The 26,873-nt window shown below is 62.4% G+C and carries 32 protein-coding genes and 3 pseudogenes; 18 read left to right on the top strand and 17 right to left on the bottom strand.

Features of this window, described 5'->3' with window-relative positions; all coding sequences use genetic code 11:
• From ABIN98_RS04505 to ABIN98_RS04485, 5 genes are all read left to right on the top strand, one after another.
• Positions 1-528: ABC transporter permease (locus ABIN98_RS04505; RefSeq protein WP_346907773.1), on the top strand; the 528-nt coding region annotated here is incomplete at its 5' end.
• Positions 529-648: 120 nt separating this feature from the next.
• Positions 649-864: a hypothetical protein gene (locus tag ABIN98_RS04500; RefSeq protein WP_346907771.1), complete on the top strand. Its 216-nt coding sequence runs from the start codon at positions 649-651 to the stop codon at positions 862-864.
• 15 nt (positions 865-879) lie between these two features.
• Positions 880-1,242 carry a hypothetical protein gene (locus ABIN98_RS04495; protein ID WP_346907769.1) on the top strand — a complete coding sequence of 121 codons (363 nt, stop codon included), beginning with the start codon at positions 880-882 and terminating at the stop codon, positions 1,240-1,242.
• Between the two features lie 45 nt (positions 1,243-1,287).
• Positions 1,288-1,422 carry a hypothetical protein gene (locus tag ABIN98_RS04490; protein ID WP_346907767.1) on the top strand — a complete coding sequence of 45 codons (135 nt, stop codon included), beginning with the start codon at positions 1,288-1,290 and terminating at the stop codon, positions 1,420-1,422.
• A gap of 27 nt (positions 1,423-1,449) precedes the next feature.
• Positions 1,450-1,893 (top strand): aldehyde dehydrogenase family protein, encoded by a 444-nt coding sequence (locus tag ABIN98_RS04485; protein ID WP_346907765.1) that lies wholly within the window; start codon positions 1,450-1,452, stop codon positions 1,891-1,893.
• A gap of 31 nt (positions 1,894-1,924) precedes the next feature.
• On the opposite strand, the gene ABIN98_RS04480 is transcribed toward ABIN98_RS04485, so the two are convergent.
• Positions 1,925-2,158, bottom strand: a complete 234-nt coding sequence (locus ABIN98_RS04480; protein WP_346907763.1) for a hypothetical protein — start codon at positions 2,156-2,158, stop codon at positions 1,925-1,927.
• Here ABIN98_RS04480 and ABIN98_RS04475 point away from each other — a divergent pair.
• The 7 genes and pseudogenes from ABIN98_RS04475 to ABIN98_RS04445 all read left to right on the top strand — a co-directional run bounded on the left by ABIN98_RS04475 (position 2,048) and on the right by ABIN98_RS04445 (position 4,842).
• The gene (locus ABIN98_RS04475) at positions 2,048-2,407 is read left to right on the top strand and encodes an aldehyde dehydrogenase family protein (protein ID WP_394701430.1); all 360 of its coding nucleotides are present in this window, start codon (positions 2,048-2,050) and stop codon (positions 2,405-2,407) included. The two genes, ABIN98_RS04480 and ABIN98_RS04475, sit on opposite strands and share 111 nt — an antisense overlap.
• A gap of 600 nt (positions 2,408-3,007) precedes the next feature.
• Positions 3,008-3,286 carry an SMR family transporter gene (locus ABIN98_RS04470; RefSeq protein WP_346907776.1) on the top strand — a complete coding sequence of 93 codons (279 nt, stop codon included), beginning with the start codon at positions 3,008-3,010 and terminating at the stop codon, positions 3,284-3,286.
• Between the two features lie 162 nt (positions 3,287-3,448).
• Positions 3,449-4,137 (top strand): annotated as a pseudogene (locus ABIN98_RS04465) (aldehyde dehydrogenase family protein).
• Positions 4,113-4,265 (top strand): annotated as a pseudogene (locus ABIN98_RS04460) (aldehyde dehydrogenase family protein); the annotation flags it as partial. The pseudogenes ABIN98_RS04465 and ABIN98_RS04460, both read left to right, overlap by 25 nt.
• Positions 4,266-4,275: 10 nt before the next feature.
• Entirely contained in the window at positions 4,276-4,533 is a 258-nt protein-coding gene (locus ABIN98_RS04455) for an aldehyde dehydrogenase family protein (RefSeq protein WP_394701428.1), read from the top strand.
• Complete coding sequence (locus ABIN98_RS04450; protein WP_394701427.1) at positions 4,505-4,759, top strand: aldehyde dehydrogenase family protein; 255 nt, start codon at positions 4,505-4,507, stop codon at positions 4,757-4,759. Before ABIN98_RS04455 ends, ABIN98_RS04450 begins: the two co-directional genes overlap by 29 nt.
• Positions 4,726-4,842: an aldehyde dehydrogenase family protein gene (locus ABIN98_RS04445; RefSeq protein WP_394701426.1), complete on the top strand. Its 117-nt coding sequence runs from the start codon at positions 4,726-4,728 to the stop codon at positions 4,840-4,842. The genes ABIN98_RS04450 and ABIN98_RS04445 overlap by 34 nt, the downstream gene beginning before the upstream one ends.
• A 217-nt stretch (positions 4,843-5,059) precedes the next feature.
• Here the strand turns inward: ABIN98_RS04445 and ABIN98_RS04440 are convergent, their stop codons facing one another.
• From ABIN98_RS04440 to ABIN98_RS04390, 11 genes are all read right to left on the bottom strand, one after another.
• A complete protein-coding gene (locus ABIN98_RS04440; protein ID WP_346907761.1) occupies positions 5,060-5,257 on the bottom strand; it encodes a hypothetical protein in 198 nt (65 codons plus the stop codon).
• A gap of 65 nt (positions 5,258-5,322) precedes the next feature.
• The gene (locus ABIN98_RS04435; RefSeq protein ID WP_346907759.1) at positions 5,323-5,631 is read right to left on the bottom strand and encodes a DUF6963 family protein; all 309 of its coding nucleotides are present in this window, start codon (positions 5,629-5,631) and stop codon (positions 5,323-5,325) included.
• Positions 5,579-5,863, bottom strand: coding sequence for a DUF6963 family protein (locus tag ABIN98_RS04430; RefSeq protein WP_346907757.1), 285 nt, complete (start codon positions 5,861-5,863; stop codon positions 5,579-5,581). Before ABIN98_RS04430 ends, ABIN98_RS04435 begins: the two co-directional genes overlap by 53 nt.
• A complete protein-coding gene (locus tag ABIN98_RS04425; protein ID WP_346907755.1) occupies positions 5,860-6,234 on the bottom strand; it encodes an ABC transporter ATP-binding protein in 375 nt (124 codons plus the stop codon). Before ABIN98_RS04425 ends, ABIN98_RS04430 begins: the two co-directional genes overlap by 4 nt.
• Positions 6,206-6,508 carry an ATP-binding cassette domain-containing protein gene (locus ABIN98_RS04420; protein WP_346907753.1) on the bottom strand — a complete coding sequence of 101 codons (303 nt, stop codon included), beginning with the start codon at positions 6,506-6,508 and terminating at the stop codon, positions 6,206-6,208. Before ABIN98_RS04420 ends, ABIN98_RS04425 begins: the two co-directional genes overlap by 29 nt.
• A complete protein-coding gene (locus ABIN98_RS04415; protein WP_346907751.1) occupies positions 6,505-6,651 on the bottom strand; it encodes an ATP-binding cassette domain-containing protein in 147 nt (48 codons plus the stop codon). Before ABIN98_RS04415 ends, ABIN98_RS04420 begins: the two co-directional genes overlap by 4 nt.
• Before the next feature lie 46 nt (positions 6,652-6,697).
• A complete protein-coding gene (locus ABIN98_RS04410) occupies positions 6,698-7,567 on the bottom strand; it encodes an ABC transporter ATP-binding protein (protein WP_346907749.1) in 870 nt (289 codons plus the stop codon).
• A gap of 3 nt (positions 7,568-7,570) precedes the next feature.
• On the bottom strand, positions 7,571-8,452 hold the full coding sequence (gene nikC / locus ABIN98_RS04405; RefSeq protein WP_346907747.1) for a nickel transporter permease: 882 nt from the start codon (positions 8,450-8,452) through the stop codon (positions 7,571-7,573).
• Positions 8,452-9,375 carry an ABC transporter permease gene (locus ABIN98_RS04400; RefSeq protein WP_346907745.1) on the bottom strand — a complete coding sequence of 308 codons (924 nt, stop codon included), beginning with the start codon at positions 9,373-9,375 and terminating at the stop codon, positions 8,452-8,454. The genes nikC and ABIN98_RS04400 overlap by 1 nt, the downstream gene beginning before the upstream one ends.
• Positions 9,376-9,460: 85 nt before the next feature.
• Complete coding sequence (locus tag ABIN98_RS04395) at positions 9,461-11,020, bottom strand: ABC transporter substrate-binding protein (protein WP_346907743.1); 1,560 nt, start codon at positions 11,018-11,020, stop codon at positions 9,461-9,463.
• A gap of 206 nt (positions 11,021-11,226) precedes the next feature.
• A complete protein-coding gene (locus ABIN98_RS04390) occupies positions 11,227-12,099 on the bottom strand; it encodes a MurR/RpiR family transcriptional regulator (protein WP_346907741.1) in 873 nt (290 codons plus the stop codon).
• Positions 12,100-12,215: 116 nt separating this feature from the next.
• On the opposite strand from ABIN98_RS04390, the gene menC reads away from it, so the two are divergent.
• Positions 12,216-13,337 carry an o-succinylbenzoate synthase gene (gene menC, locus ABIN98_RS04385; protein WP_346907739.1) on the top strand — a complete coding sequence of 374 codons (1,122 nt, stop codon included), beginning with the start codon at positions 12,216-12,218 and terminating at the stop codon, positions 13,335-13,337.
• A 2-nt stretch (positions 13,338-13,339) separates the two neighbouring features.
• Here menC and ABIN98_RS04380 read toward each other — a convergent pair whose 3' ends face one another.
• The 3 genes and pseudogenes from ABIN98_RS04380 to ABIN98_RS04370 all read right to left on the bottom strand — a co-directional run bounded on the left by ABIN98_RS04380 (position 13,340) and on the right by ABIN98_RS04370 (position 16,502).
• Entirely contained in the window at positions 13,340-14,191 is an 852-nt protein-coding gene (locus ABIN98_RS04380; protein ID WP_346907737.1) for an intradiol ring-cleavage dioxygenase, read from the bottom strand.
• Positions 14,188-15,286 (bottom strand): annotated as a pseudogene (locus ABIN98_RS04375) (maleylacetate reductase). The gene ABIN98_RS04380 and the pseudogene ABIN98_RS04375 overlap by 4 nt, the downstream one beginning before the upstream one ends.
• Positions 15,287-15,290: 4 nt before the next feature.
• Complete coding sequence (locus ABIN98_RS04370; RefSeq protein WP_346907735.1) at positions 15,291-16,502, bottom strand: flavin-dependent oxidoreductase; 1,212 nt, start codon at positions 16,500-16,502, stop codon at positions 15,291-15,293.
• A 159-nt stretch (positions 16,503-16,661) separates the two neighbouring features.
• On the opposite strand from ABIN98_RS04370, the gene ABIN98_RS04365 reads away from it, so the two are divergent.
• Positions 16,662-17,549 carry an AraC family transcriptional regulator gene (locus ABIN98_RS04365; RefSeq protein WP_346907733.1) on the top strand — a complete coding sequence of 296 codons (888 nt, stop codon included), beginning with the start codon at positions 16,662-16,664 and terminating at the stop codon, positions 17,547-17,549.
• A 52-nt stretch (positions 17,550-17,601) separates the two neighbouring features.
• On the opposite strand, the gene ABIN98_RS04360 is transcribed toward ABIN98_RS04365, so the two are convergent.
• Entirely contained in the window at positions 17,602-18,537 is a 936-nt protein-coding gene (locus ABIN98_RS04360; protein WP_346907731.1) for a DMT family transporter, read from the bottom strand.
• Between the two features lie 115 nt (positions 18,538-18,652).
• Here ABIN98_RS04360 and ABIN98_RS04355 point away from each other — a divergent pair, with 115 nt between their 5' ends.
• The 4 genes from ABIN98_RS04355 to ABIN98_RS04340 all read left to right on the top strand — a co-directional run bounded on the left by ABIN98_RS04355 (position 18,653) and on the right by ABIN98_RS04340 (position 26,481).
• On the top strand, positions 18,653-19,576 hold the full coding sequence (locus ABIN98_RS04355) for a LysR substrate-binding domain-containing protein (protein WP_346907729.1): 924 nt from the start codon (positions 18,653-18,655) through the stop codon (positions 19,574-19,576).
• 280 nt (positions 19,577-19,856) lie between these two features.
• A complete protein-coding gene (locus ABIN98_RS04350) occupies positions 19,857-23,186 on the top strand; it encodes a transglutaminase family protein (RefSeq protein WP_346907728.1) in 3,330 nt (1,109 codons plus the stop codon).
• 4 nt (positions 23,187-23,190) lie between these two features.
• Positions 23,191-25,596, top strand: a complete 2,406-nt coding sequence (locus ABIN98_RS04345) for a circularly permuted type 2 ATP-grasp protein (protein ID WP_346907726.1) — start codon at positions 23,191-23,193, stop codon at positions 25,594-25,596.
• A 9-nt stretch (positions 25,597-25,605) separates the two neighbouring features.
• Positions 25,606-26,481, top strand: coding sequence for a transglutaminase family protein (locus ABIN98_RS04340; RefSeq protein ID WP_346907724.1), 876 nt, complete (start codon positions 25,606-25,608; stop codon positions 26,479-26,481).
• A gap of 5 nt (positions 26,482-26,486) precedes the next feature.
• On the opposite strand, the gene ABIN98_RS04335 is transcribed toward ABIN98_RS04340, so the two are convergent.
• Positions 26,487-26,873, bottom strand: coding sequence for a RidA family protein (locus ABIN98_RS04335; RefSeq protein ID WP_346907722.1), 387 nt, complete (start codon positions 26,871-26,873; stop codon positions 26,487-26,489).

Raw genomic sequence — 26,873 nt, 5'->3', positions numbered from 1 at the left:
GCCTATTTCCTTGTGTTCAAGGTGAAGAACGCCTCGGCGCGCGCCGCACTCTACATGGCGGTCGTCGCCCCGCTCTGGGTCAGCTATCTGCTGCGCGCCTACACCTGGAAGACGATCCTTGGAACGCAAGGCATCCTCAACTCGTTCCTGATCTCCACCGGCCTGATCAGCGAGCCGTCGTCGATCTTCCTCTATAATCAGGCCGCGATGGTGCTCACGCTCACCTACGTCTTCATCCCCTTCATGGTGATGCCGATCTACGCAGCGCTGGAGAAGATCCCCGTGTCGCTGAAAGAGGCATCCGCCGATCTCGGCGAAGGCCGCTTCGCCACCTTCTGGAAAGTGACGTTCCCCCCTGTCGATGACCGCGTGGTCGCGGGCTTCACCATGACTTTCTGCCTGGCGTTCGGCGACTTCATCGCCCCCTTCCTGGTGGGCGGCCCCGACGGGATCATGATCGCCAACGTGATCGCATCGCAATTCGGCGCGGCTTTGAACTGGCCGCTGGGATCTGCCTGGCGCTGGTGATGCTGATAATCGTGCTCGGCATCATTTCAGCCTCGGACCGGTTTTGAACGTCTTGGAGCGGGGCGCCTGTCATGATCGGCTACACCAAGACCTCCAACCAGGCGAGGCTACGTCTGGAGAATGCCGCCTGGGGTCTCGGGCATCGCCGGCATTCTGGCTTTTCTCTATATCCCGATCGCCGTGCTCGTTGCCTACAGTTTCAACGATTCCCGCTCTCTCAGCTGGCCGATGACCGGCTTCACGCTGGACTGGTATGTGAAGCTGTCGCAGAACGAACAGCTGATCACACCGCGACATGGAACTCGCTCTATGTCGCCGCCTGCGCCACGGCTCTGACCCTGGTGATCGGCGTTGCCGGCGGCCATTGCCCTCGACCGGTTCGACTTCCCCGGCAAGGGCGTCTTCCGAAAACTCATCCTGCTGCCGATCTCCCTGCCGGGCATCGTTACGGGCATTTCCATGCTGACCATGTTCCGGCTGTTCGGTTTCAATCTGAGCCTGCAGACCGTGATCCTGGGTCATGCCACCGCCCTTCTCGCCGTTGTCGTCACCCAGGTCTACGCCCGTCTCCAGCGCGTTCCGAAAAGCTATGCGGAAGCGTCCTCGGACCTCGGGCGCGAGCGGCCTGCAGACCTTTCTGCTGGTGACCTTGCCGAATATCCGTTCAGCGGTGATCGGCGCGGGCCTTCTCAGCTTCACACTCAGCTTCGATGAAATCCCCGTCACCTTCTTCCTGACCGACGGGACAACACTCTGCCGATGTACATCTGGTCGACGCTGAGACGCGGCCTGACACCGGAAATCAACGCCGTCGGCGCGCTGATCGTCGCCGCCTCGGCCATCCTCATTCTCGTTTCCGTGGTTCTGCTGCGGGACAATACAAAGGCCCGGTAAAGGGCCAAAAAAACCGGAGGTTTCATAATGAACAAGCATACCAGCGTAAATTCGGACGTGCTCAAGGCCGCGTTCATCGACGGAACCTGGAAGGACGGTTCCGCGGGCAAATTCGAAGTCCGCAATCCGCACAATGGCGAACTGCTGCATGAGGTCGGCTACGCCGGCCCGGACGACGTCGAAGCAGCCATCGCCTCCGCCCGCAAGGCGCAGCCGGCATGGGCAGCGCTTTCCACCATCGAGCGTGCTCAGATCATGCGCCGCGTGCACCAGATCTTCCTGGAGCGCGCCGAACCGATCGCCCGGATGATCACCGCCGAGATCGGCAAGACCATCAACGACGCGCGCGAGGAAGTAGTTCGAATATTCCGCTCCGTCCTGGGCGAAGTCGGCCGAGGAAATCCTGCGCCACCGCGGCCTGAGCTTTCCCTCCACCCAGGAGCGCACGCGCAACAAGCGCTCTGGTCATGAGCCACCGGCCCGCTCGGTGTCGTCGCAGCCATCACGCCCTATAACTTCCCGACCGACATTTCTTCATCGCCCTCGCCCACATCGCGGCGGCCGGCAACACGGTCATCTGGAAGCCCTCCGATACGCCGCCGTTTCCTGCGCCATGCTTGGTGAGATCTTCAAGGACGCCGGCGTCCCGGACGGGGTCATCAACATCGTTCAGGGCAAGGGCGATGTCGGCGCGGCGCTGGTCGATTCCAAGAATGTCGACGGCGTCCTTCTTCACCGGCTCGACAGCGACCGGCCGCAAGATCGCCGAAAAATGCGCCCTGCGTCCCCCATCTTCTGGAGCTGGGTGGAGACGGCCCCTTCATCATCATGGATGACGCCGATGTCGACGCGGCCGTCGATGGGCGCGATGAACGGCTGCTTCTACTATCCGGTCAGGTCTGCACCTCCGCCGAGCGCGTGCTCGTGCACGAGAAAGTCTATGACGAATTCCTGGAAAAGCTTCGCGCCAAGGCCGCCGCTCTGAAGATCGGCAACCCGGCGGACGAAGACACCGAGATGGGCCCGCTGTGCAACAAGGACACGCTCGCCCGGGTGAAGGCCCACGTCGACGACGCCGTCGCCAAGGGCGCGAAGATCGAGCAGTTCGGCCCCGAAGACGGCCTGTACTACCCGGCGACGATCCTCACTGGCGTCACCACCGACATGGACATCATGCGCGAGGAAACCTTCGGCCCGGTCGCACCGATCTACAAGTTCTCCGACGTGCAGGAAGCCATCGACATCGCCCACATCTCCGGCCTCGGCCTGATCGCGTCTCTGTGGACGAAGGACCTGGCGACCGCCTGGAGGGTCGGTGAAGCCCTGCCGCACGGGTCGGTGAACATCAACGAAACCTACAACTACTGGACCAGCTGGCCCCGTTCGGCGGCGCCGGGCAGTCGGGCGTCGGCCGGGAGCTGAGTCAGTGGTTCTGGATACATTCACCGAAAGAAACTTCTGGTGTTTGATCTGGGCGGTGAAACCTACAACCGTCGCGCCGAAGGCGGCTGGTAGGCCTAAGAATGCGGTCCGGCAAAAACGCCGGACCGCCCTTTTCCCAATTCGGCAGGAGGTACTTCCGACCATGCCCTGGTTGTTCCTGATCCTGGCGATCCTTGCCGAAGTGGTGGCCACGTCCGCACTGAAGGCCTCCAATGGCATGACCCATTGGCCGGCAAGCCACCCTGACCGTGTGCGGATATGCGGTCTCGTTCTACTTTCTGGGCCTGCGTTTCGGGTAATCCCGCTGGGTGTGGCTTATGCCGTGTGGGCGGGTCTGGGGCATCGTCGCCGTGACCCTGATCGGCGTCTTCTGGTTCGAGCAATCGCTCAAACCTGTGGGGCTTTATCGGCATTGCCATGATCCTGGGCGGCGTCCTGATGCTCCGGCTGCTTGCGCCGCTCAGCTAACGGCCGATAGACACCCGGAATAAAGACAACCGTTTTCAATCTCCGCGGCCGGTCACGGCGCGCATTCAACAAGGAAGTTCGATGATGGACACGCAAATGCTGATCGGTTCGGCTTTTGGAAGCCGGAACGGAAACCGAGGAAACCATCTACAATCCGCGCACCGGTGAAACGGTCCTGAGCCTGGCCGAGGCCTCTCTGGATCAGGTGGAGCGGGCCGTGGCTGCAGCTGAAAAGGCCTTCGCGACCTGGTCGAAGACGACCCCGGCCGAACGCTCCGGTTACCTTCTGAAGATCGCGGACCGGATCGAGGCGGAGGCAGACGGCTCGCGGCGCTTGAAGCCATCAACTGCGGCAAGCCGATCAACGCCGTCAAAAACGATGAAATGCCGGCGATCGTCGATTGCTACCGCTTCTTCGCCGGTGCCGCCCGATGCGTTCCGGCAAGTGCCGCGGGCGAATACATGGCAGGGCACACCTCCATGATCCGCCGCGACCCGGTCGGGATCGTCGCCTCCATCGCGCCGTGGAACTATCCCCTGATGATGATGGCCTGGAAACTGGCCCCGGCGATCGCCGGCGGCAACACGGTCATCTTCAAGCCGTCCGAACAGACGCCGCTGACGGCGCTGAAGATGGCAAAGATCCTCGCCGACGTCCTGCCCGAGGGCGTCGTCAACATCGTGCTCGGTCGTGGTGCCACCGTCGGCAACGCGCTGATCAATCACCCCAAGGTCAACATGATCTCAATCACCGAGACGTGGGCACGGGCAAGAAGATCATGCAGGCCGCCTCGCAGACGGTAAAGCGCACCCACCTGGAACTGGGCGGCAAGGCGCCGGTCATCGTCTTTGACGACGCGGACCTGGAAGCCGTCGTCGGCGGTCTGCGCGCCTTCAGCTATTACAATTCCGGCCAGGACTGCACGGCCGCGTGCCGGATCTATGCGGACGCCAAGATCTACGACAAGTTCGTCGCCGACCTCTCTCGGAGGTCTCCAGATCGCCTATGCGCAGGCGGACGACGAGCAGAACGAAATCGGCCCGCTGATTTCCATGCGTCAGCGGGACAGGGTCGCGGGCTTCGTCGAACGCGCGCTGGAGCAACCCCACATGGAAGCGGTCACTGGCGGCAAGGTCCATAACGGCAACGGCTTCTTCTATCCAGCCGACCGTGATTGCCGGTGCGCTTCAGTCCGATGAAATCGTCCGCAAGGAAGTCTTCGGTCCTGGTCGTTTCCGTGACCGGTTCAGCGACGTCGATGAGGCCGTCAACTGGGCGAACGACAGCGACTACGGCCTGGCGGTCCCTCCGTCTGGACCAAGGACGTTGTCCCGCGCCATGGCAACGTCCGCGCGCCTGCGCTACGGCTGCACCTGGGTCAACACCCACTCATGCTGGTTAACGAAATGCCGCACGGCGGATTGAAGCAATCCGGCTACGGCAAGGACATGTCGCACTATGCCCTGGAGGACTACACGGTCGTCCGCCACGTGATGATCGCCCACTAAAATCTGAAACGAATGGATCCGGCGTCGAGCAGACCGACGCCGGATCGAACGCACAGCGCCTTTGCCCCCCGGCCTAGCCGTACTGCATCTTCAGAGCAATTTCCGTTTCCGGTCGTCCGGAAAAAGACAGCGCGCGGTTGTCCTCGACGATCGTATAGGGCTCTTGGCCGCTCACATGGCCGACCAGTTTATCGTTCAGGTTACACCGGGCGCCTGATTAGAGAAAAAGCGCCCCTTCCAGCGTCCCGCCCTCGATCCGTTCCCGGGCAATGTCCACGGACAGGACCTTGCCCTGGTCATCGATATGCACCTGTTCGCCATCCGACGGAACGAGCCGAACCGACCGGTCGAGGCGGGAGCATCCGGTCGCAGCGGTCCGGCGCTTCGTAAATGTCCAGGGCGACGCCTGCCACAAGCTCGGCAATCCCCCGCACCGGAAAGATGGAATTGTGGATGACGGCACCTTTGAAGCGTCCGTCCTCACTGGAAAAAGGACAGGCTGCCGCGATCCTTTCGCCTGCAAACGAAGTCGGTATCGCCCATGGCTATTTCGCCCTTGCGGGTCAGGGCGATCAGCCCCGCGTCCGCCTGACGGTTGGCCGCAAGCGCCTGTGAGACGGCGACACGGACCGGATCGCCGCGCTTCAGGGCGTCCAGCACCATGACGTTCGGCGGCGGATTTCCGCATATGGCAACATTCGGCAGCCGATGCCCGGTGACGAGGCCGATGTCGGCGTCACCAGGCGTGAACTGCGACAGGGGTTCCGGCCGGTTGGGTCCGCTCGACATCAGCACCGCCAGGGGCGCTTGGGCATATCTCAGCCGGAGGGTCCTCGCCTCCAAACAGGGTGGTTGTACCGCCGTCCTGGGTCTGGGCGCGCAGCAATTGCCCGTCGGCGGTGATCACGGCGAAGCTGACGAACCCGCCGATGGAGCCGCGGCTAATCCTTTCGACCGCCGCGAGCGCCTTGAAAAGGCAGAGGCCCGCGTTCGGCCCGGAAAGTGCAATTCCGATGGTCATGACGCCGCCAGGTGATACTCGGAGACAGGCTCAAGCGGCCCCCTGGAAAAGGATGAGCGGTCGCTGACTTCCAGCTTGCCGCGCGTGCGCACCGGGTCCGGGATCGGAATGGCGTTCAGAAGTTCCCTTGTGTAGGCATGGGCCGGTGTCTTCAGGACTGCGTCCCTCGGGCCGACCTCCACGATCCGGCCATGCAGCATGACCGCGATCGAATGGCTCACCTGTTCGACCACCGCGAGATCGTGGCTGATGAACAGGTAGGACAGCCCGAGGCGCTGCTGCAGGTCGAGCATCAGTTCGATCACCTGGGCCTGGATCGAAACATCGAGCGCCGACGTCGGCTCATCGGCGACGATCAGCTTTGGTTCCACGCCCCAGCGCCCGCGCGATGCAGAGCCGCTGACGCTGCCCGCCGGAAAACTCATGCGGATAACGGCGCATCTGGTCCGCCGTCAGACCGACCTGAAGGAACAGGGCTTCGGTCCTGTCCTGAAGCTCCCTGCCCTTGGCGATCTTGTGGATACGCATGGGTTCGGCCACCAGCCGGTCGACGCGCATGCGCGGGTCGAGCGCCCCGTAAGGGTCCTGGAAAATCATCTGCATGTGCCTGCGCGCCTTGCGCAAAAAGCTGCGCGCGATATTCACGGATATCGCCGCCGTCGGATCAGCACCTCGCCGGAATCCACTTCCAGCAGGCGCAGGATCGCGCGGGCGGCGGTCGACTTGCCGGACCCGGATTCGCCGGACCAGCGCAAGCGTCTCGCCGGGCGGAATGGCGAAGCTGACATCGTCCAGCGCCTTCGTCTCGTGGGCCTTTGCTGTGAAACGTCTTCATCAGGTTGCGCGGCTTCCTCTACCGGAGCGACATGGCCGACAGATGAAACCGCGCCCTTTGCAGGCCACGTCGGAAGACCCGATCTTCGGGACCGCCGCGAGGAGCTTGCGCGTATAGGGATGCTCGGGCGAAGCAAACAGCGGCCCAACGTCCCGCTCCTCCACCTTCTCGCCCTGCTTCATCACGATCACCCGGTCGGCGGTTTCCCGCCACGACGCCATGGTCGTGGGTAATCGAGCAGCATGCTCGTGCCGAACTGGTCCTTGAGTTCGCGCATCAGTTCCAGGATCTGCGCCTGGACGGTCACGTCGAGGGCCGTCGTCGGTTCGTCCGCGATCAGGATCTCCGGCCGGGTTGATCAGCGCCATTGCGATCATCACACGCTGCCGCTGCCCGCCGGAAAGCTGGTGCGGATAGCGCTTCATCATACCCGAGGGGTCCGGAAGGCCAACGCGATCGAGCATGGTCACTGCGCTCTTTTCCACGCCCGGATACTTGGGGTCATGGGCCAGAACCACTTCCGTCATCTGCCGCCCGATGGTCAGCACCGGATTGAGCGACGTCATCGGTTCCTGGAAGATCATCGAGATGCGCTTGCCGCGAATTTCCCGCTGATCTTCCTCGCCAAGTTGCAGCAGGTCGCGGCCGTCAAACTCCGCCGTTCCACTCAGGATCCGGCTCGTGCCCTTCGGCAGAAGGCCGAGCAGCGCCATGCTGGAGACGCTCTTGCCGGAACCGGACTCCCCGACGATCGCCAGCGTCTCGTTGGCTTTCAGAAAATAGGACAGGCCTTTGACCGCCGGAGACTGTTCCGCGCTGCGGCCGAAGCCGATGGTCAGGTTATCGACGGTGAGGATCGCATTGCTCATGGATCAGCGCCTCGTCGTCTGGCGGGGATCGAGGATTTCGCGAACGCCGTCCCCCAGAAGATTGAAGCCCAAAACCGTGATCGCGATCGAGACACCGGGCACGATCATCATCCAGGGGGCCCGCGTGAAGTAATCCCGTCCCGCCGACAGCATCCAGCCCCATTCCGGCGACGGCGGCTGCGCGCCGAGCCCCAGGAAGCTGAGCCCGGCTGCCGCCAGGATCGCGGTGGAAACGCCAAGGGTGGCCACCACCACCATGGTCGGCAGGATATTGGGCAGGAGATGCAGAAACAGGATGCGCACATGCCCGGCACCTGCGGCAACCGTCGCCTCGAAATAGGGCTTGTTCTTCTCCACGATCACGGTGGAGTAGCAGATGCGCGCATAAAACGGCATCGTCGCAATCCCGACCGCGATCATCGCGTTCTTCAGCGACGGACCGAGGACCGCAACCGCGGCCAGAGCGATCAGGGTCTCGGTAAAGGAAAAGACCACGTCCACCAGGCGCATCACGACGCGCTCGGTCCAGCCGCCCGCATAGCCCCCGACCAGCCCGATCGTCAGGCCGATGGCGAGCGCGATGCCGACCGCAATGCCGGCGATCATCAGCGTGAGCCGGGAACCGTAGACCACCCGCGAAAACAGGTCCCGACCGAATTCATCGGTGCCGAAGGGGTGGCCGAACGACGGCGGCTGCAGCCGGCGTCCGGCCCCCATCATCTGGGGATCGAAGGGCGCGATCAGCGGTGCGAAAATTGCGACGAAGACAAGCACCAGAACGATCACCAGACCAATGACGGCGCCCTTGTTCCGGAAGAACTGGCCCAGCTTCAAAGCCATCTCGGAAGGCGCGCCGCCGGCGTCTGACAGGGATTGCATGGCCATCAGCTCAGCCTCACTCTGGGATCAAGAACGGCGTAAAGAAGATCCATCACCAGGGACACGGTGACCACGAGACACGCGAAGATCAGAATGAACCCCTGGATCAGCGGATAGTCGCGCTGGAAGATCGCCTGGATCGCCAGCCGGCCGATGCCATTCCAGGCGAACACATTCTCCACCACGATCGCCCCGCCCAGCATGTAGGTGAACTGAAGGCCGAGCATGGTCACGACGGGAATGAGCCCCGCCAGCAAAACGTGGCGATAGAGGATCGTCCCCTTGTGCAGCCCCTTGGCTCGCGCGGTTCGGACGAAATCCTGATTGAGAATGTCGATCATGGAGGACCGGGTCAGACGGGCGATGATGCCCGCATTGGCGACGCCCAGCGTGATCGCCGGCAGCACAAGCGAGCGCCAGTCCTCGCCGGCGACCGGCAGCCAGGCCAGATTGACCGCGAAAACGAACAGCAGGATCAGACCCAGCCAGAAATGCGGCATGGACACGCCGATCAGCGCGCTGATCATGAGCCCGGTGTCGACGGCTGTGCCGCGTTTATAGGCCGCAAAGAAACCGAAAATGATGCCGACAAAGGCCGCGATGACCAGGCTGACGCTCGCCAGCAGGAGCGTATTCGGCAATCGCCCCATGAGCAGATCCAGCACCGGTTGCTTGCCACGGATCGTCTGACCGAAGTCGCCCTGCAGGATCCGCCCCATGAACATGCCGTACTGGACCCAGACCGGCTCGTTCAACCCGAGCCGGGTGCGGATTTCCTCCAGCTGTTCCGGCGTCGTGCCCTGGGACTGGGCATACATGATCTGCACCGGATCGCCCGGCACGATATGGATCAGCATCGCGACGGCTATGGTAGTGATCCAGACCGTGAACAGCGCTGTGGCAATCCTGTGCGTCAGATAATGAAGCATGAAGCGGGCCGATGGGGTTCGTACCGGAGGAAGGCGGGAGAAGGCGGCGTCCCGGGAACCTGGGACGCCGCCTCGCCGGGAAAGATCACTCGGTGATCTTCACATCCATCAGCAGCGGCTGATCGAAGGCGCCGATCTTGAATCCCTCAACCTTCTTGGAGGTCACGTAGAGCCACATCCAGCCGGGGGTGTAGAGGGGAACATGGACCGCCTTTTCCAGGAGAAGGGCATTCACCTTCTTCACGACCTCAAGCCGGGCTTCGGTGTCGACGGTGGTACGCATCTCTTCCAGCATGGCGTCCAGTTCCGGCGTGTTGTAGCCGGAATAGGCGCCCGGCGAATGCCACAGCTGGTAGAGGATATCCGGGTCGTACCAGGACCAGCCCATCATGTCGAAAGTGGACTTGCCCTCGGTCTTCTCGTTTTCCTGCTTCACCCGGGCATTGAGCGTGCCGATATCCATGATCTCGATATTGGTCTTGATGCCGACCTGGGCGAGCTGGTTCTGGAAGATCTGCAGGATCCGTTCGCGGCCGCCGCCGGTCCAGGTCATCATGGTGACATCGATCGGATTGTCCGGACCATAGCCGGCTTCCTCCAACAGGGCCTTGGCCTTTTCCGGGTCATACTCCGGCAGGTACTTCGCGCAGAAGTCCTGGTCGTTGCCGAAGACACCGGCCGCGATCGGACACTTCTCGCGCTGCACGAGGCCCTGGAAGCCGATGTCGAGCGCCATGTCCACGTCGACCGCATGGGCCACCGCCTGACGGACCCGCTCGTCATTGAATGGCGGCCGGGAGATCGTGAACTCGAAGAAGACGTCCTGGCCGGTCGCCTCGGCGATATGCAAAGTCATGGACGGATCGTCCTTGATGCTCGGCACGTCCTCCAGCGGCGGCTCGATGATATCGAGTTCACCGGTCTTCAGGCCCGCGAGGCGCGTCTGGGCTTCAGGTACGGTCCGGATGATCAGGCCGTCCGCATAGGGCTTGCCCTTGTTTTCGACCGGATGACCGAAATTCTTGTAGGTCTCGTTGGCTGACAGAACGATCCGGTCGCCCTTGGTCCACTCCTCCAGCTTCCACGGGCCGGTGCCGATGGCGGCCTTGGAACCGAAGTCCGCGCCCAGCGCTTCGTTGCTGTCGCAGAGCATCGAGGAGAACGGATCGGCCATGAACGGCACGAAGGCACCGAAGGGCTTGTCGAACTTGACCACGATGGTCGACGCATCCGGTGCTTCGACCGACGAGATGGGACCCCAGGCGGATTTGGTCAGGCTCGGATGGTCATCCGACAGCGCCCGGTCGAAGGTGTATTTCACATCCGTGGAATCGAACGGCGATCCGTCGTGACACATGATGCCGTCGTTCAGCTTGAAGGTCACCATCAGCCCGTCGTCGCTCACCGCAACGCTCTTGGCCATGTTCGGCTGCGGCATGCCACTCTCGTCGAACGCCATCAGCGTGTCATAGATCTGCCGCCAGGACTGCATGGACAGCGTGGTGGTGCTGGCATGAGGATCGAGCGTGTCGCTGTCCCCGTACCGGGCCCAGACAATGTCGGCGGCCGAAGCCGGTGCGCTCAGGCCGATAAAAGCAACTCCGCACAGGAGTGCCATAAGCTTTCGCGAATTCATTTTACGCATGTTCAGATCCCCGTCTTGAAGGCGGCGAGGATTTGTGTTGCCCCCGCCCCGGGCGCACCGCGTTTCGCTCGGCACGCCCAACACCCGGGAATGCTTTCTTCAATTCCAAAGCACGTCAACAAAATTTCGAAAATGAAACAACTTATTTCATATATGACTACTTTTAAGCTTTTTAAGCGAATTTTGTTCGCAACTTTGTCCTCGATTTAGATGTGATCCGACAGAAGATCGTCCCATTCGGCATGAATCTCGTCGATCATGTTCAGCCGCTCCATCGCACTTTCACCGATATAGATCGCCAATGCGGAGCAGAGATAGTTGATCAGGCTGAGCGCCGGAACCACCGTATCGAACAGCCCCGTGCTGCGCGTCCGGCAGCGCAAGGTGACGGTCGCGATATCCTCCGCGGTACGGGACATCTGGTCGGTGACATAGACCACTTTCGACCCCGCCCCGATCGCCGAACGCAAGACATTGCGGAACTGCGGAATCCGCTTCAGAACCCCGAATGCGAGGAACGCATCGGAGGCTGAAATCGACGCGAATTCCTCCGCCACGGAGAAGCTTCCAAGCGGGATCAGGCGGATATCCGGCCGCACCCGGATGAGCTGGGCACGGGCAAAGTGGGCAAGCGGATAGTTGTCGGCAAACCCCACAACCCAAAGCTTTTCGCCACGTGCGAGGATCTGGACCGCCTGATCGAGATGGTCGGAGCGCTGCTGCTCCAGGGTCCGCACCATGTTCTGGACCTCGCTCTGCAGGTGGATACTGAGGTCCGGCTTGTGGCTCTTGAAGGTCTGCATGCGCGAGCCGTATTGGGACTGTCCGGAGCTGATCCCCTCCACACGCGCCTGGGCCTGAGCTGCCTTGTAACTGGGGTAACCGAGCAGACGGAAAAAACGTGCGGTCGTCGCCTTGGACACCCCGGCGCGCTCCGACAACTGGGTCGCCGTCTGATCCAGAATCGCCAATGGATTCTCCAGAAGCACATCCGCCAGATAGCGCTCGCCGCGGGACATTTCGTTATAGGCATCGAGGATCCGCTGGGAAAAGAGTCGGTCTTGATCGAAAGTCGGCACGACGGAGCTCCAAAAGTTTCATTTATGAAAAAATGCAGCCACAAGCATGGTCAAGTCAAGCGACAACATGGATAACCTGTCTGATTGCCCAATAACGGGAGCCGGGGATCCATCCCATGAATATCGACAGAATTGATCTTTTCCATGTGGCCATGCCGCTTCGCGAACCCTGGCGTACCGCCGCAAGCGACGAAACGGCGATCGAATCCGTTCTGGTCCGCATCACCTCCGGCGATCTGGTCGGCTGGGGCGAAACCGCGCCTCACAGCGGACCGAATTACTGCGATGAATGGGCGGCCGGTGCCTTTCTGGTTCTTGAAAGGAAGCTGGCACCGATGATTGCCGGCCAGGACATTTCCACCGGGAAAGACCTGCAGAGGCTCCTGAAGCCGGTGAAGGGCAACGGGTTTGCCAAGGCCGGCCTGGATCTCGCCTTTTGCGATCTGCGGGCGCGCTCAACCGGCACGCCGCTCTGGCAAATGCTCGGCGGCAAGACCTCGGAGGTCCTGGTCGGCGGAGACATTTCGGTGGAGCCGACCCTTGAAGGGCTGATCGAAAAGATCGGCGTCGCTGTCGACAGCGGACTGGCGCGAGTCAAACTCAAGTTCCGGCCGGGATGGGATGTGGACATGGTCGCCGCCGTCCGCTCGACCTTTCCCGACCTCATGATGCATATCGATTGCAACAGTGCTTTCACGCTCGATGACGTGGACATGTTCCGTAGCCTCGACCGGTTTCATCTGGCCATGATCGAACAGCCGCTCGGCCATGACGATATTCTCGATCATGCGGTGTTGCGCCGGAAGATCGGCACCCCGATCTGCCTGGACGAAACCATCGTCTCCGTCGACCGCGCGCGCCATGCCATCAAGCAGCAGGCCTGCGACATCATCAATCTGAAGCTCGGGCGCCTCGGCGGCATCACGCCCACCCTTGAAGTCCGGCAGATGTGCGAGGACGCGGGCATCGGCAACTGGATGGGCAGCATGCTGGAATCGGCCGTCGCCCAGAACGCGACCCTCGCTTTCGCGACCCTGCCCAACATGACCTATCCCGCCGATATCTTCCCGACGAATCGCTTCTATGACGAGGACCTGGCAGACCGCGACGTGACCTTTTCAGCCACATCCAAAATGCACGCGTCGGACCTTCCGGGCATCGGCGTTGAGCCACGGCCGCACATGCTGGAAGCCTTCACCGTACAAAAAGCCACGGTCTATCCCGGCGAAACTCGATAACCTCAGCCGTCGAGGTCGACGGGTGTGAGTACGAAATCATATGGCGAGCGCCAGATGGTTCGGCCATCGTTTACGTGCTCGAACGGCGCGACCAGGGTCTGCTTGACGCCGAACACCGTGTCTGAGGTGATGTAGGGATCATCACCAACGAAGGTATGCGTGACCAGCTTCTGGAAGCCCGGTGCCGTGACCAGGAAATGCATGTGTGCCGGGCGATAGGGATGCCGGCCGAGAGCTGAGAGCATCTTGCCGACGGGGCCGTCGTCCGGAATCGGATAGGACACCGGCTTGATGCCGATGAAACTGTAGGAACCGTCCTTGCCGGTGGTGAAGATCCCCCGATTGTTCCACTTCGGCTGAATGCCCGGCTGCTGCACGTCGTAGAAGCCGTCGGCATTGTCGCACCAGACATCGATCTTCGCGCCTTCGATCGGTTCGCCATGGAGATCGATGACCCGGCCCTCGAACAGGCAGCTCTCGCCCTTGCCGTCGAGCGAGATCACCTCGCCCATTTCGCGCTCGGGTGCGCCGGCCACATGGAAAGGACCGAACACCGTGTTCTCCGTCGCCCCAACCGGACGGCGATTGTTGATCGCGTCCACCAGCATGGAAAAGCCGAGCACATCCGACAGCAGGATGAACTCCTGACGCTCTTCTGAACAGATCTGGCCGGCCCTGGTCAGGAAGTCGATACCGAAGTCCCATTCCTCCTGGGTCAGGTCGATCTCCTTGGCAAAGGCATGCAGATGCTTGACGAGGCAGGCCATGACCTCCTTCAGGCGCGGATCGCTGCTGTCACCCATGCGGGCATTCACGGTCTCAGCGGACCCCTCTTCGGTGAAAAACTCTGTCATGTTTTCGTTCCTCCCACTTCATTTTCTTCCGGCGGCGCGCCTTCCCAGGCCCTCTGCAACAATGCCCGGATCGCGCCAGCCTCAACCGGGCGCGGGTTTGCGTAAGGTGATTTCACCGCAAGTCCGGCGACGTCGTCCAGATCTTCTTCCCTGACACCAAGATCCTTCAACGCCGTCGGCGCATCAAGAGAGCAAGCGAATGCATAAAGACCGGACCCGGCCTTTCCGCTGCTCAGCACGTCAGCGACGGGTGCGAGCCTGTCGGCGACCGCGGCCTCGTTAAACGCCGTCGTGTGGGGCAGAAGGATTGCATGGGTTTCTGCGTGCGGCAGATTGAGCGTACCGCCGAGCGTGTGACAAAGCTTGTGATGCAACGCCATGCTGACCTGCGCCAGCATCGTGCCGCAAAGCCAGGCGCCGAAAAGCGTTTCCTCGCGTGCATCGAGGTCAGCCGGATTGGCCATGACCTTTGGCAAACCACCGACAAAGGCCCGGATGCCGGCAAGCGCCAGTTCATCGGACAACCGGTTGGCCTCCGGGGAATAAAGCGCTTCCACCGCATGGGCCATCGCGTTGAGGCCGCTGGTCACCGTCATCGCCCGCGGCAGTGTTGCGACCAGTTCCGGGTCATAAACGATCACCTCCGGCTGTACCTTGGGAGACTTCAGCGTGATCTTCACCGCGTTTTCGGTCTGCCCAAGGACAGGTGTCGCCTCCGAGCCCGCATAAGTGGTCGGCAGCACGATCTGCGGCAGATCCGTCCGATAGGCAATGGCCTTGGAAAGGCCGATCGTGGATCCCCCGCCGATCGCGATCACGCAGTCGACTTCCCGCGCGGCGACCTCCGCCATTGCCGCTTCTGTCACCTCGACAGGGGTATGCATGATCGCGCCCGGGAACAGGCCAACCGCCCGCTCTCCGAGCGTCCCCGGCGATCTCCTCACCCTGCCCCACCTGTTGCGGCGTGGTCAGAACCAGGGCCCGGGAGGCTCCGAGGAGGTCCAGTTCGGGACCCAGGTTTCGGCGTGCACCGCCCTCGAAACGGACACGCACCGGTCGGCCCGACGGATCAAATCCGGCATGGAACACCGACATCGGCTCAGGCCGTCTTCTTCTGGAAGCCGGACACGTTGCGATAATTGGCGGCCACTTGTTCCAGTTCCTCCCGGGTGATCAGATCCTCGATCCTGTCGTCCGGTCCCTTGACCCGGGCATCGGCAATATCAAGCACCTGCTCCGGTCCGCCCTTGCGGTTGGTCAGAACCACATTGGCGGTGAAGGGGAGACGGATTTCCTCATAGGCCTTGAGCCCATCGGGTCCGGGGTTCTTCGACAACTCATCGGCGAGCACCTCCGCATCGAGGATCGCCTGGGTCGCGCCGTTTGCCCCCATCGGATACATCGGATGGGCGGCATCGCCCAGAAGGCTGACGCGTCCCCTGGACCAGAACGGCAGCGGGTCGCGGTCCACCATGGGAAACTCGGTGACGTTGCTGCTGGCCTTCAGAATCTCGGCGATATTCATGTCCGCCATCTGAAAATCATCGAATTCCTTGATGAAGTCGATGGTGGCGCCCCGGGACCAGTCGGCGTCCTGGATGTGCCGCGGCGTGTCATGGCGCACCTCCGCCACCCAGTTGGTCAGCGCCCGGCCCTTTTTGCGCAGCTTTTCGCTGATCGGATAGGTCACGAATTTAACGTCGTGGTTGCCGGCGATCACCATGGTCTTGCCGTCGCCGATCACATCCGTTTCGACCGCGCCGCGGAACATCATGGTCCCCTCGTAACAGAGCGGCCCTTCGTCCGGATGCAACTGCCGGCGCACCTTGGAGCGCAGGCCTTCCGCGCCGATGAGCAGATCACAATCGTGGCTACCGCCATCGGCAAAGTGGACCGAGACCCTGTCACCGGTCTGGCTGAAGCCTTCAACGGGCTTGTTGGCCTGCACCGCATCGCGTCCCAGGCGTTCCCACACCGTCTCAAGAAGCAGAAACTGCAACTCGCCCCGGTGGATCGAATATTGCGGAGCGACAAATCCGGCTTCGACATTGCGCGGGTCCGACTGGATCAGATGACCGTATTTGGTGCGGTACTCGATGCAGCGGGTCCGAATGGCAATTTCATCCAGTCCGTCGCCCAGGCCGAGATCGTGCAGGACCCTTGACGAATGCGGCATCAGATTGATGCCGACACCGAGCGGCTTCAATTCGGGCACGGCCTCGAACACCCGGACTTTGAAGCCTTTTTCATGAAGACAAAGCGCCGCCGTCAGGCCGCCTATTCCCGCACCCGCGATCGCAATCTCGGTCATGCTTCCCTCCCGAATGAATTTCAATTTTCGACAACGCCCGACCACCGAGACAGGCACCGCTGAAACTTCCAGTCCTAAGAAATTCACCATTTCAGGGTAGGAAGACAATGCACGGGCATGATAAAGAATGTCACTTTTTCAACATCGGAGCACCACACCGTGTCACTGACAACGCTGGACCGTGAGCGCTATGTGCTTGGTGATGCCTCCGCCCATGTCGGCTTCCTCAATTGCGAGCGGATTGCCGAGCGCAGCCACATCCACGACTGGACCGTGGAACCGCATTATCACGAAGGCCTGGCACAGCTATTCGTTTTCGACGCCGGCACCGTCGATGGCCTGATCGACACCAGACGGCAGACACTGACCGGCCCTGCTCTGGTCTGGCTGCCGGCCCTGTGCACCCATGCCTTCAATTATCCCAAGGACATGCAGGGCTGGGTGCTGACGGTCCCGACAGCAGACGTTGCGCGCCTGACGGAACGGGGCCCCTGGCTATCGCCCTGGATCGGGAGCCCGCAAATTCTTGCAGGCGACAAGCATAGAGCCTTGCTCGAGGAGGCACTGGAACTCTCCAAACGCATCGAAACGGAACACGAAAACCGGGATGAAGTCCGAAACGCTGTCTTGGAGGCCCAGTTCTTCCTGCTCCTTGTCCATCTGCATCGCGGACTGACGCAGCAGGCCGGCGGCAAGGAACCGGTCAGCGACCGCCGAACCGCTCTCATCAGGCAACTTCAGACCTGCCTTGACCGTCATATGCCCGAAACCCGGTCAGTTACCGAGTATGCGAAAATGCTGTCGGTGACCCCGACACATCTGTCGAGGGTAACGAAGGCGGTCACCGGAAAAACCGCGGCGGAGATCATTCAGGACAGGGTCCTACTGGAAGCGAAACGCAGACTGGCCTTCACCGATCTGCCTGTCTCCGAAATCGCCTACGCGCTCAGGTTCTCCTCGCCGTCCTATTTCACCCGCTTTTTCGCCGCCCGTATGGCCGAAACCCCCAAGGCCTTCCGCCAACGGTCGCGCGGGGCGTCCGTTTAGTTCGCGGACGCATTGGCGCGCAGCCAAAGACTGACGCCCGGACACGAATGGTCTATCGGTGTCCGCGCCGGGTGGAGATCGACAGCCCTACCCCCAACAGAACCAACACCACCCCGGCCGCGAACAGCGAGCCCATCCGGTCGCCGAACATGGCCGCTGAGGCCCCAATGCCGAAGACCGGCTGTAGGAACTGCACGCTCGCCGCCACGCGGGCGGGGACGGTGCGCAAGAGCCATAGCCAGAGAAAGAGGCAGACGGCGGACACGAAGAGGCCAAGATAGAGAGCCGAAGCGAAGGCCACGTGTGTGACTCTGAACGAGGTGGTTGCCACTTCCCACGCCGTGAACGGCAGGAGGGCGAAGAACCCGGCCAGCGTACTCCAGATAACGACCGTCACGGTGCCGTGGCGTGCCGATAATTCCACGCTCCAGACATAGTAGAAGGCGATGGCCACCGCCGACATCAGCACGAGGGCCACGCCAGCCAGGGTCGTCTGCGCGAGCTCACCCGTACCGTTTCCCTGGCCAAGCGCCACCAGCGCAACGCCAGCGAAGGCCGTCGCCAACCCGAATTGCTGCACCCGGCTGACCGACTGGCCGAGCCGCAGGGCCGCGAGGATGACAATGAAAACCGGAATCGTGGCCGAGACAATGGTGCTGACCGAAGCTGAGGCTCCCGCAACGCCGAAAGACTGCGAGAGATTGCCGATGCCGATCCCGACTACGCCGAGCGCCACCACATGCGGCAGGGCGGCAAGCGGGATGCGGTGTCGCCCAATGGCAAAGAGAAACAGGAAGGGAACGGCAAAGGTGAACCGCAGCGCGGTGAATGAGATCGGCGGCATGGACTCGAGACCGAGCTTGGTGATCGGGATCGACAGACCCCAGAAAACCGCCAGCAGCAGCATCCCGCCGATGCTCAGCGGCGAAAGCCGGGCGATGGGGCGCGCGAGCGGGAGAGTGGGTGTTTCCGGGGTGGTAATCGTCATGTTTGATACGCGAAGATTCGATTGCGGTCCGTTCACTTTCTGAAGGTGAACTGCCATGCTGACAAACGATTTCTTTAGCGGTTATGATTGAGCCAAATGCAATCATGAGATCACCATGCCTGTCCGCCCACCGCCTTTGCAGACCCTACGCGCCTTCGAGGCTGCTGGCCGTCTTCTGAGCATGGCATTCGCTGCACAGGAGTTGAACGTGACTCCCGGTGCGATCAGCCGCCAGATCCAAACGCTCGAGGAGGACCTGAGTGTCGCCCTGTTCCGGCGCATGACGCGCCGTATCGCGCTGACCGAAGAAGGCGTGGTGCTGCATCAGGTGGTCAGTCGCGCATTGGCGGAGCTGACGCGCGAAGCGGAACGCTTGCGCGCACGAGACACCGCGCCCCAGCTGACAATCAGCACAAGCGTCTCCTTCGCCAGCAAGTGGTTCGCCCCGCGACTGCACCGGCTTATAGCGCGCCTGCCGGATGTCGATATCCGGCTCGAAGTGAGCGACATTAATGTCGATCTGTCCGACGGCCGCGTGGACGCCGCCCTGCGCTACGGTACCGGGACCTATCCGGGCACCGAGACGGAGCGGATCCTCGATGAGACCATGAGTCCGGTCTGCAGCCCCGACTATCAAACGTATATGGGCGGTCTTACCGAACCTGCGGACTTGCTTCGGTGCACGCTGCTGAATGAAAGCCGCGTCCTGCATGATGACAGCACGCTGCCGAACTGGGGCCGCTGGTTTGCGACCGCAAGGGTCGCCGGCGCCCGCGGCCGGGGACCGACCCTGAGCCACGGCAGCCTTACCATCGATGCGGCGCTGCGCGGCGAAGGCATTGCCCTTGGACGAAGCGTTCTGGTCGCCGAGGACATCGCCGCCGGACGGCTGGTCGAGCCGTTCCCGCAGATCCGTCTTCCGGCCGGGCGGGGATACGATCTGGTGCACCGGCCGGGCGAAGAACATGAACCTAAGATCGCTGCCCTCCGCGATTGGCTGAAGGAAGAAGTGACAGCATTCTCAATGCGCGCGTCCTAGCGCTTGCCTACAATCACGACCCCTACGCCGCCAAAATAACGGGGTTCCGCTTCAAAGATTGATCCCGGCCCCGTCCGTAGTGTTGACCTACGCGCCATTGATCGGTGCCAGAGTTTCCGCCGGAAGCGGTGATCTGCGCTTAGCTATTCATGAATACACGCCTGGTCTTTGCCTGATCTCATATGCGCGTGCTTCGACAGCTTCTCTCAAAAATAAATGGTGCGTTGCAGGATTTTATGGAACCCTCTGCCGCAGGAAGAGCAGTCACACCGGACGGACCATGTCGATACGCGCAAGCATCTATCATCTGACCCATTACAAATACGACCGCCCGGTCACGCTCGGGCCCCAGATCATCCGCCTTCGGCCGGCGCCGCACAGCCGGACACGGGTCCTGTCCCATTCGTTGAAAGTCAGCCCTTCCGGCCATTTCGTCAATCACCAGCAAGACCCCTACGGCAACTGGCAGGCCCGCTTCGTGTTCCCCGAACCGGTGCGTGAATTCAAGATCGAGGTCGATCTGGTCGCGGACATGTCGGTCTACAATCCGTTCGACTTCTTCGTCGAGGAAGAGGCGGAACACTGGCCGTTCGATTACCCTTCCGAACTGCGGGACGATCTTGAAATCTACAAGAAGACCGAGCCGGTCGGCCCCAGGCTCCAGGCCTTTCTCGACGCCACGCCGAGGGACCGGACACGAACCGTCGATTTCATCGTCGGCCTGAACGCCCGCGTGGCCAATGAAGTCGGCTATGTCATCCGGATGGAGCCGGGTGTGCAGACGCCCGAGGAAACCCTGGAACACGCCAGAGGCTCATGCCGGGATTCCAGTTGGCTGCTGGTACAGGTTCTGCGCAACCTCGGCTTCGCCGCCCGTTTCGTTTCCGGTTACCTGATCCAGCTGAAGCCGGACCTGGAAGCCCTGGATGGGCCGTCGGGGACCGATCACGACTTCACCGACCTTCACGCTTGGGTGGAAGTTTTTCTGCCCGGCGCCGGATGGATCGGACTGGACCCGACCTCCGGGCTTCTTGCCGGCGAAAGCCATATTCCGCTGGCGGGCACACCGCATTACCGCAACGCCGCCCCGATCTCCGGCGTGGCCAGTGCGGCCGAAGTGGACTTTTCCTTCGACATGAAGGTTGCCCGCGTCGCCGAGCATCCGCGGATCACCAAGCCGTTTTCCGACGAAGCCTGGGATGCTCTCAATGCCATGGGCGAAAAGGTCGACAAGGTTCTGGAATTCGAAGACGTTCGCCTTACCATGGGCGGCGAACCGACATTCGTCTCCATCGACGATTTCGAAGCCGGGGAATGGAACACGGACGCGGTCGGCCCGACCAAACGCGCGCTGGCGGATAAGCTGATCCGTCGGCTGCGCGGGCGGTTCGCGCCGGGAGGTTTCCTGCATTATGGTCAAGGTAAATGGTATCCGGGCGAAACCCTGCCGCGCTGGACCTTTTCCCTCTACTGGCGCGGCGACGGCAAACCGATCTGGCAGGACGCTGACCTGATCGCCGACGAGGGAGAAAAGACCGGCGCGTCGGACAAAGAGGCCGAGGCCCTGCTCAAGGGCATTGCCGAGGAGCTCGAAGTCCAGCCGGACTATGTGGTTCCCGCCTACGAGGATCCGGCGGAATGGCTGGTCAAGGAATCCAACCTGCCGGTCAACGTCACGCCGAAGAACTCGGAGCTGGAGGATGCGGAAGCCCGTCACCGCATCGCCCGGGTGTTCGACCGCGGCCTGACCCACCCGAGCGGCTACGTTCTTCCGATCCAGCGCTGGCAAGCAAAATCGGCGGGAGCCGGCTGGCGTTCCGAACGCTGGAAACTGCGCCGCGACGCCCTGTTCCTGGTTCCCGGCGACAGTCCGGTCGGATACCGGTTGCCGCTGGAGGCCCTGCCCCACGTGCCGGCATCCCAGTATCCCTATATCAACACCGCCGACCCGACCGAACCGCGCGGCCCTCTTCCGGAGTACCAGGTCGGTCCAAGACCGGACCGGGAACAGGCGGTGGCCCAATTCACTGCATCCGAAGCCGGCCAGACACGAAATGAACAGGCCCTTCCCGAAGACCCCGGCGAAGATGCTGTCCGCACGGCAATGAGCGTGGAGCCTCGCGACGGCCGGCTCTGCGTGTTCATGCCTCCGGTCGAACGGATCGAGGACTACCTGGAACTGGTTGCAGCCGCGGAAGCCTCCGCTGCCAAATTGGGCTTGAAAGTCCATATCGAGGGTTACGCACCGCCGACCGATCCGCGCATGAACGTCATCCGCGTCGCCCCCGACCCGGGTGTGATCGAGGTCAACATTCATCCGGCCTCAAACTGGCAGGAATGCGTGGCGACCACCGAAGCGGTCTACGAAGAGGCCCGGCAAACCCGGCTCGGCGCCGAAAAATTCATGATCGATGGCAAGCACACCGGTACCGGCGGCGGCAACCATGTGGTGGTCGGAGGGGCGACGCCGCTCGACAGTCCGTTCCTGCGCCGTCCGGACCTGTTGCGCAGCCTGATCCTGCACTGGCAGCGCCATCCGAGCCTATCCTACCTGTTTTCAGGGCTGTTCATCGGCCCGACCAGCCAAGCGCCGCGCGTGGACGAGGCCCGGCACGACGGTCTCTACGAGCTGGAAATCGCCCTGTCCCAGATCAACGCGCCCAACGAGGGCCAGGCACCGTTCCCCTGGCTGGTAGACCGCCTGTTGCGCAATCTTCTCGTGGACGTGACCGGTAACACCCACCGCGCCGAAATCTGCATCGACAAGATGTATTCGCCGGACGGTCCCACAGGACGCCTCGGCCTGATCGAGTTCCGCGGCTTCGAAATGCCGCCGGATCCGCGCATGAGCCTTGCCCAGCAGCTCCTGATCCGCGCCCTGGTCGCACGGCTTTGGCAGCAGCCGCTCGGCGGGCATCTGACACGCTGGGGCACGGCGCTGCACGACCGTTTCATGCTGCCCCATTTCATCTGGAACGACTTCCTGGAGGTGCTGCGCGATCTGGAACAGCACGGTTTCCAGATGCGGCCGGAATGGTTCATCGCCCAGTCGGAATTCCGTTTCCCGTTCTACGGCGAAATCGACGTCGAAGGCGTGCAGCTCGAACTGCGCCAGGCGCTGGAGCCCTGGCATGTGCTCGGCGAGACCGGCGCCATCGGCGGAACCGTCCGCTACACCGACAGTTCCACGGAACGCCTGCAGGTGAAGCTGACGACCACCGACCCGGCACGCTACATCGTGACCTGCAACGGTCGCCGCGTCCCCTTGCAGAAAACCGAGACGAACGGCGTCGCTGTTGCCGGCGTGCGCTACAAGGCCTGGCAGCCCGCCATGGCGTTGCATCCGGTCCATCCGGTCGATGCGCCGCTCACCTTCGACATCTACGACCGGTGGAGCAAACGGGCGATCGGCGGTTGCGTCTATCACGTTGCCCACCCCGGAGGACGCAGTTACGACACATTTCCTGTGAATGGCAACGAAGCGCAGGCTCGGCGGCTTGCCCGTTTCGAGCCGCACGGTCACACTCCCGGCCACTATCAACCCGCGGAAGAATATCCGCATCCGGAGTTCCCTCTCACGCTCGACCTGAGACGGCCGGCAGGAATCTGACCACATGGGACTGGACCAGGCATCGGAAAAGACGGATGGCGTGCTCGGCCTGCTGCGCGCGTACCGCCCGCCTGCGGGCGTCGCCGATGAACTTCTGGATCCCAACGGTGCGGTCCGCCCGGTCTGGCGGTCCTTCCTCACCCATCTGTCGAAGCTGACGGCGAGCGACATAACGCAGAGATTCTCCCGGGGAGATCAGTATCTGCGGGATGCCGGTGTCTACTTCCGCCAATACGGCGAACAGGAAACGAGCGAGCGCGAATGGCCGTTGAGCCATGTGCCGGTTCTGATCGACGCCGATGAATGGCAGGCGATCGCGGACGGTCTGATCCAGCGCGCCGAACTTCTGGAAGACGTGGTCGCGGATCTCTACGGCCCCAACCGGCTGGTTGCGGAAGGTTTCCTGCCAGCCTGCATGGTCGGGCGAAGCCCGGAATGGCTGCGTCCGCTGGTCGGCGTCACGCCTCGCTCAGGCAAGTTCCTCCATTTCCTGGCGTTCGAGATCGGCCGGGGGCCCGACGGAAGATGGTGGGTGCTGGGCGACAGGACACAGGCGCCCTCCGGTGCGGGCTTTGCCCTGGAAAACCGGGTCGCCACCGGCCGGGTCTTCAACGATTTCTATGCCCGGGCAAACGTTCAGCGGCTCGCCGGTTTCTTTCGCAGGTTCCGCGACCAGCTACAGGCACTGCGGGGGGAAACCGACAGCCGTGTCGCGATCCTGACGCCGGGGCTGATGAACGATACCTATTTCGAGCATGCCTATATCGCCCGCTATCTCGGCTTCATGCTGCTTGAGGGCGAAGACCTCACGGTCGAAAACGGCAATCTCATGGTGCGGACCGTTGCCGGCCTGCGGCCGGTCAACGTTCTGTGGCGCCGCCTGGACGCGGCCTGGAGCGACCCGCTCGAACTTGACGAGCGGTCTCAGCTCGGCACGCCGGGGCTGGTGGAAGCCGTCCGCAGCGGCAGTGTCACGATGATCAATGCTCTGGGCGCCGGCATCCTGGAGACGCGAGCCCTGCTGGCCTTCCTGCCTCGGATCTGCGAGGACTGGAAAGGCGAGCCCCTGAAGCTGCCCAATGTCGCGACGTGGTGGTGCGGCGACGAAAGCGCCCGTGACTACGTCACGCAAAATGCCGGGCAGATGATGATCAGCCGCGCCCTCTCGACGGGTCTGCCGTTCGAAACGTCGGCGGACAATGTGGTCGGCGGACGCTTTGCAGGCAGCGATGGTCAGTCCCTCGCCGACTGGATCGCGGCACAGGGCAATAAGCTGGTCGGACAGGAAGCGGTAACGCTGTCGACCACACCGGCCTATATCGACGGCACGCTCGTGCCGCGGCCGATGAGCCTCCGGGTCTTTCTGGCCCGGACCGCCAGTGGCTGGGAAGTCATGTCGGGCGGGTTCGCCCGTATCGGCAATACGGACGATGCCAGCGCCATCGCCATGCAGGCCGGCGGCTCCGCGGCTGATGTCTGGGTCGTCGGCGGCCAGTCAACCCGGTCCGACACCCTGTTGCAACAGCCGGGCGCGCCCTATCTGCGCAGCCAGCCCGGTGTCCTGCCGTCGCGCGCGGCCGATAACCTGTTCTGGCTCGGCCGGTATGTGGAACGCGCGGAAGGAACGATCCGGCTTCTGCGCGCCTACCATGCCCGCCTCGCGGAAACCGACGATCCGGCTTCACCGCTCGTCGGCGCGGCGGGCGCCTTCCTGGAGGGACAGGGTGTCGATCCGTTGGAACCGGTTCCTGCCAGCCTCCATGCCATGCTGACATCCGCGGTCTTCAGCGCCAGCAAGGTGCGCGACCGCTTCTCCGTCGACGGCTGGCTGGCCCTGAACGATCTGGCCGAAACAACCGAAAAAATGCGCGCGACCGTCGTAGCCGGCGATGACGCGGCCCGCGCCATGGGCATTCTGCTGCGCAAGATCACCGGGTTTTCGGGCCTGGTGCACGAAAACATGTACCGGTTCACCGGTTGGCGTTTCCTCGGGATCGGGCGCTCGCTGGAACGCGCCATGGCCATGGCGACCCTGCTGGCCGTCTTCACGGCCGAAGACGCCCCTGAAGGGGCGCTCGAGCTGATCCTGGAAGTCGGTGACAGCTCCATGTCCATGAACCGCCGCTACACCGTGTCCGTCAGCAGCGCCCCTGTTCTCGACCTTTTGGCGCTGGATACAAAGAATCCGCGCTCGATCCTCTATCAGTTGAACGAAATGAAGGACCATCTGTCAGTGCTCCCGGGCGCCGACAGGTACGGGCAACTGTCCGAACTGTCCCGGACGATGCTGGAGGTTCACACCAGCCTGTCGGTCTCGACGCCGGAAACGCTGACGCCGGAGGCCCTGAATGACCTGAGCGGGCGCATCGCCTCCCTGTCCACCGGCCTGTCCACGACCTATATCCGCTGAGAGGCTGATGTGCTTTACGACATTTCCCTTTCGATCACCTATGAATACGCAAGTGCCGCGAATGCCGGGCGCCACGCCTTGCGGCTGCTGCCTGCCGATATTCAAGGCGAACAGCGCCTGGTCGCCGGTAGGCTGGACGTGGATCCGGCACCGGACGAGCGCACCGACAGGACGGATTTTTTCGGCAACAGCGTGACCGACATATCCTACCGGTCCGCCCATTCGGAAATCGCCTTCCACGTTCACGCGCGCGTCGACCGCACAGCGGCCCCGGTCGGGTTCGACATTTCGCCACCGCTCAACATGCTGCCGCACGAACTGAACAGCATACGGTCGATGGAGGCTCATCAGCCGGTCCATTTCCTGGACCACTCTCCCCGGATCGTTCTGGATCCAGAGTTCACCGGCTATGCCCGCAGCGTCACCGATCCTGGAATGAGCATTCTCGCGGCCGTGGAAACGATCGGCGAAACGCTTCACCGCGACATGACCTTCGACGCCACCGCAACGACAGTGCAGACGACGGCTATGGAAGCCTTTCAGAACCGGCACGGCGTTTGCCAGGACTTCACCCACATCATGATCTCCTGCCTCAGGGGCATCGGCATTCCAGCCGGTTACGTCAGCGGCTTCCTGCGCACCATCCCGCCGGAAGGCTCGGAACGCCTGGAGGGGGCCGATGCCATGCATGCCTGGGTCCGGGCGTGGTGCGGCATCGAAATCGGCTGGGTCGAATACGATCCGACCAACGCGCTGCGCGTCGGCCAGGATCACATCGTCATCGCCCGCGGCCGCGACTATTCCGACATCTCCCCGGTCAAGGGCGTTATGCGCACGTCCGGCGGACAGACGACCGAGCAAAAGGTCGACGTGGTGCCGCTATAAAATGTCTACCCGGGCCGCCGCGCGACGAGATCGATCTCAATCAGCGCGTCATAGGCAAGACCTGTGACGCCGACGCAGGTGCGTGCCGGCAGGCGATCGGCCGGGAAAAAGCTTCGGTAGGTCTCGTTCATCGCGTCGTAGTCTTCCTGGAACCGGGTCAGATAGACCCGCGCCATCACCACATGCTCCAGACCCAGATCAAGACCCGCGAGCACGGTGCGCAGGTTCTCCATGACATTGCGCGTCTGCGCCTCGATCCCGTCCGGCAGCACACCCGGCGCATCGGGCGTATCCGGCATCTGGCCGGTGACGAAGACGAAGCCGTCGGTTTCGACCGCATGGCTGAAAGGTGCGACCGGCTTCGGACCGTTCGCAATCATGTGAAACTGCAT

This window comes from uncultured Roseibium sp., assembly GCF_963675095.2.
Classification (GTDB): domain Bacteria; phylum Pseudomonadota; class Alphaproteobacteria; order Rhizobiales; family Stappiaceae; genus Roseibium.
This window is presented reverse-complemented; position numbering and strand designations above follow the sequence as displayed.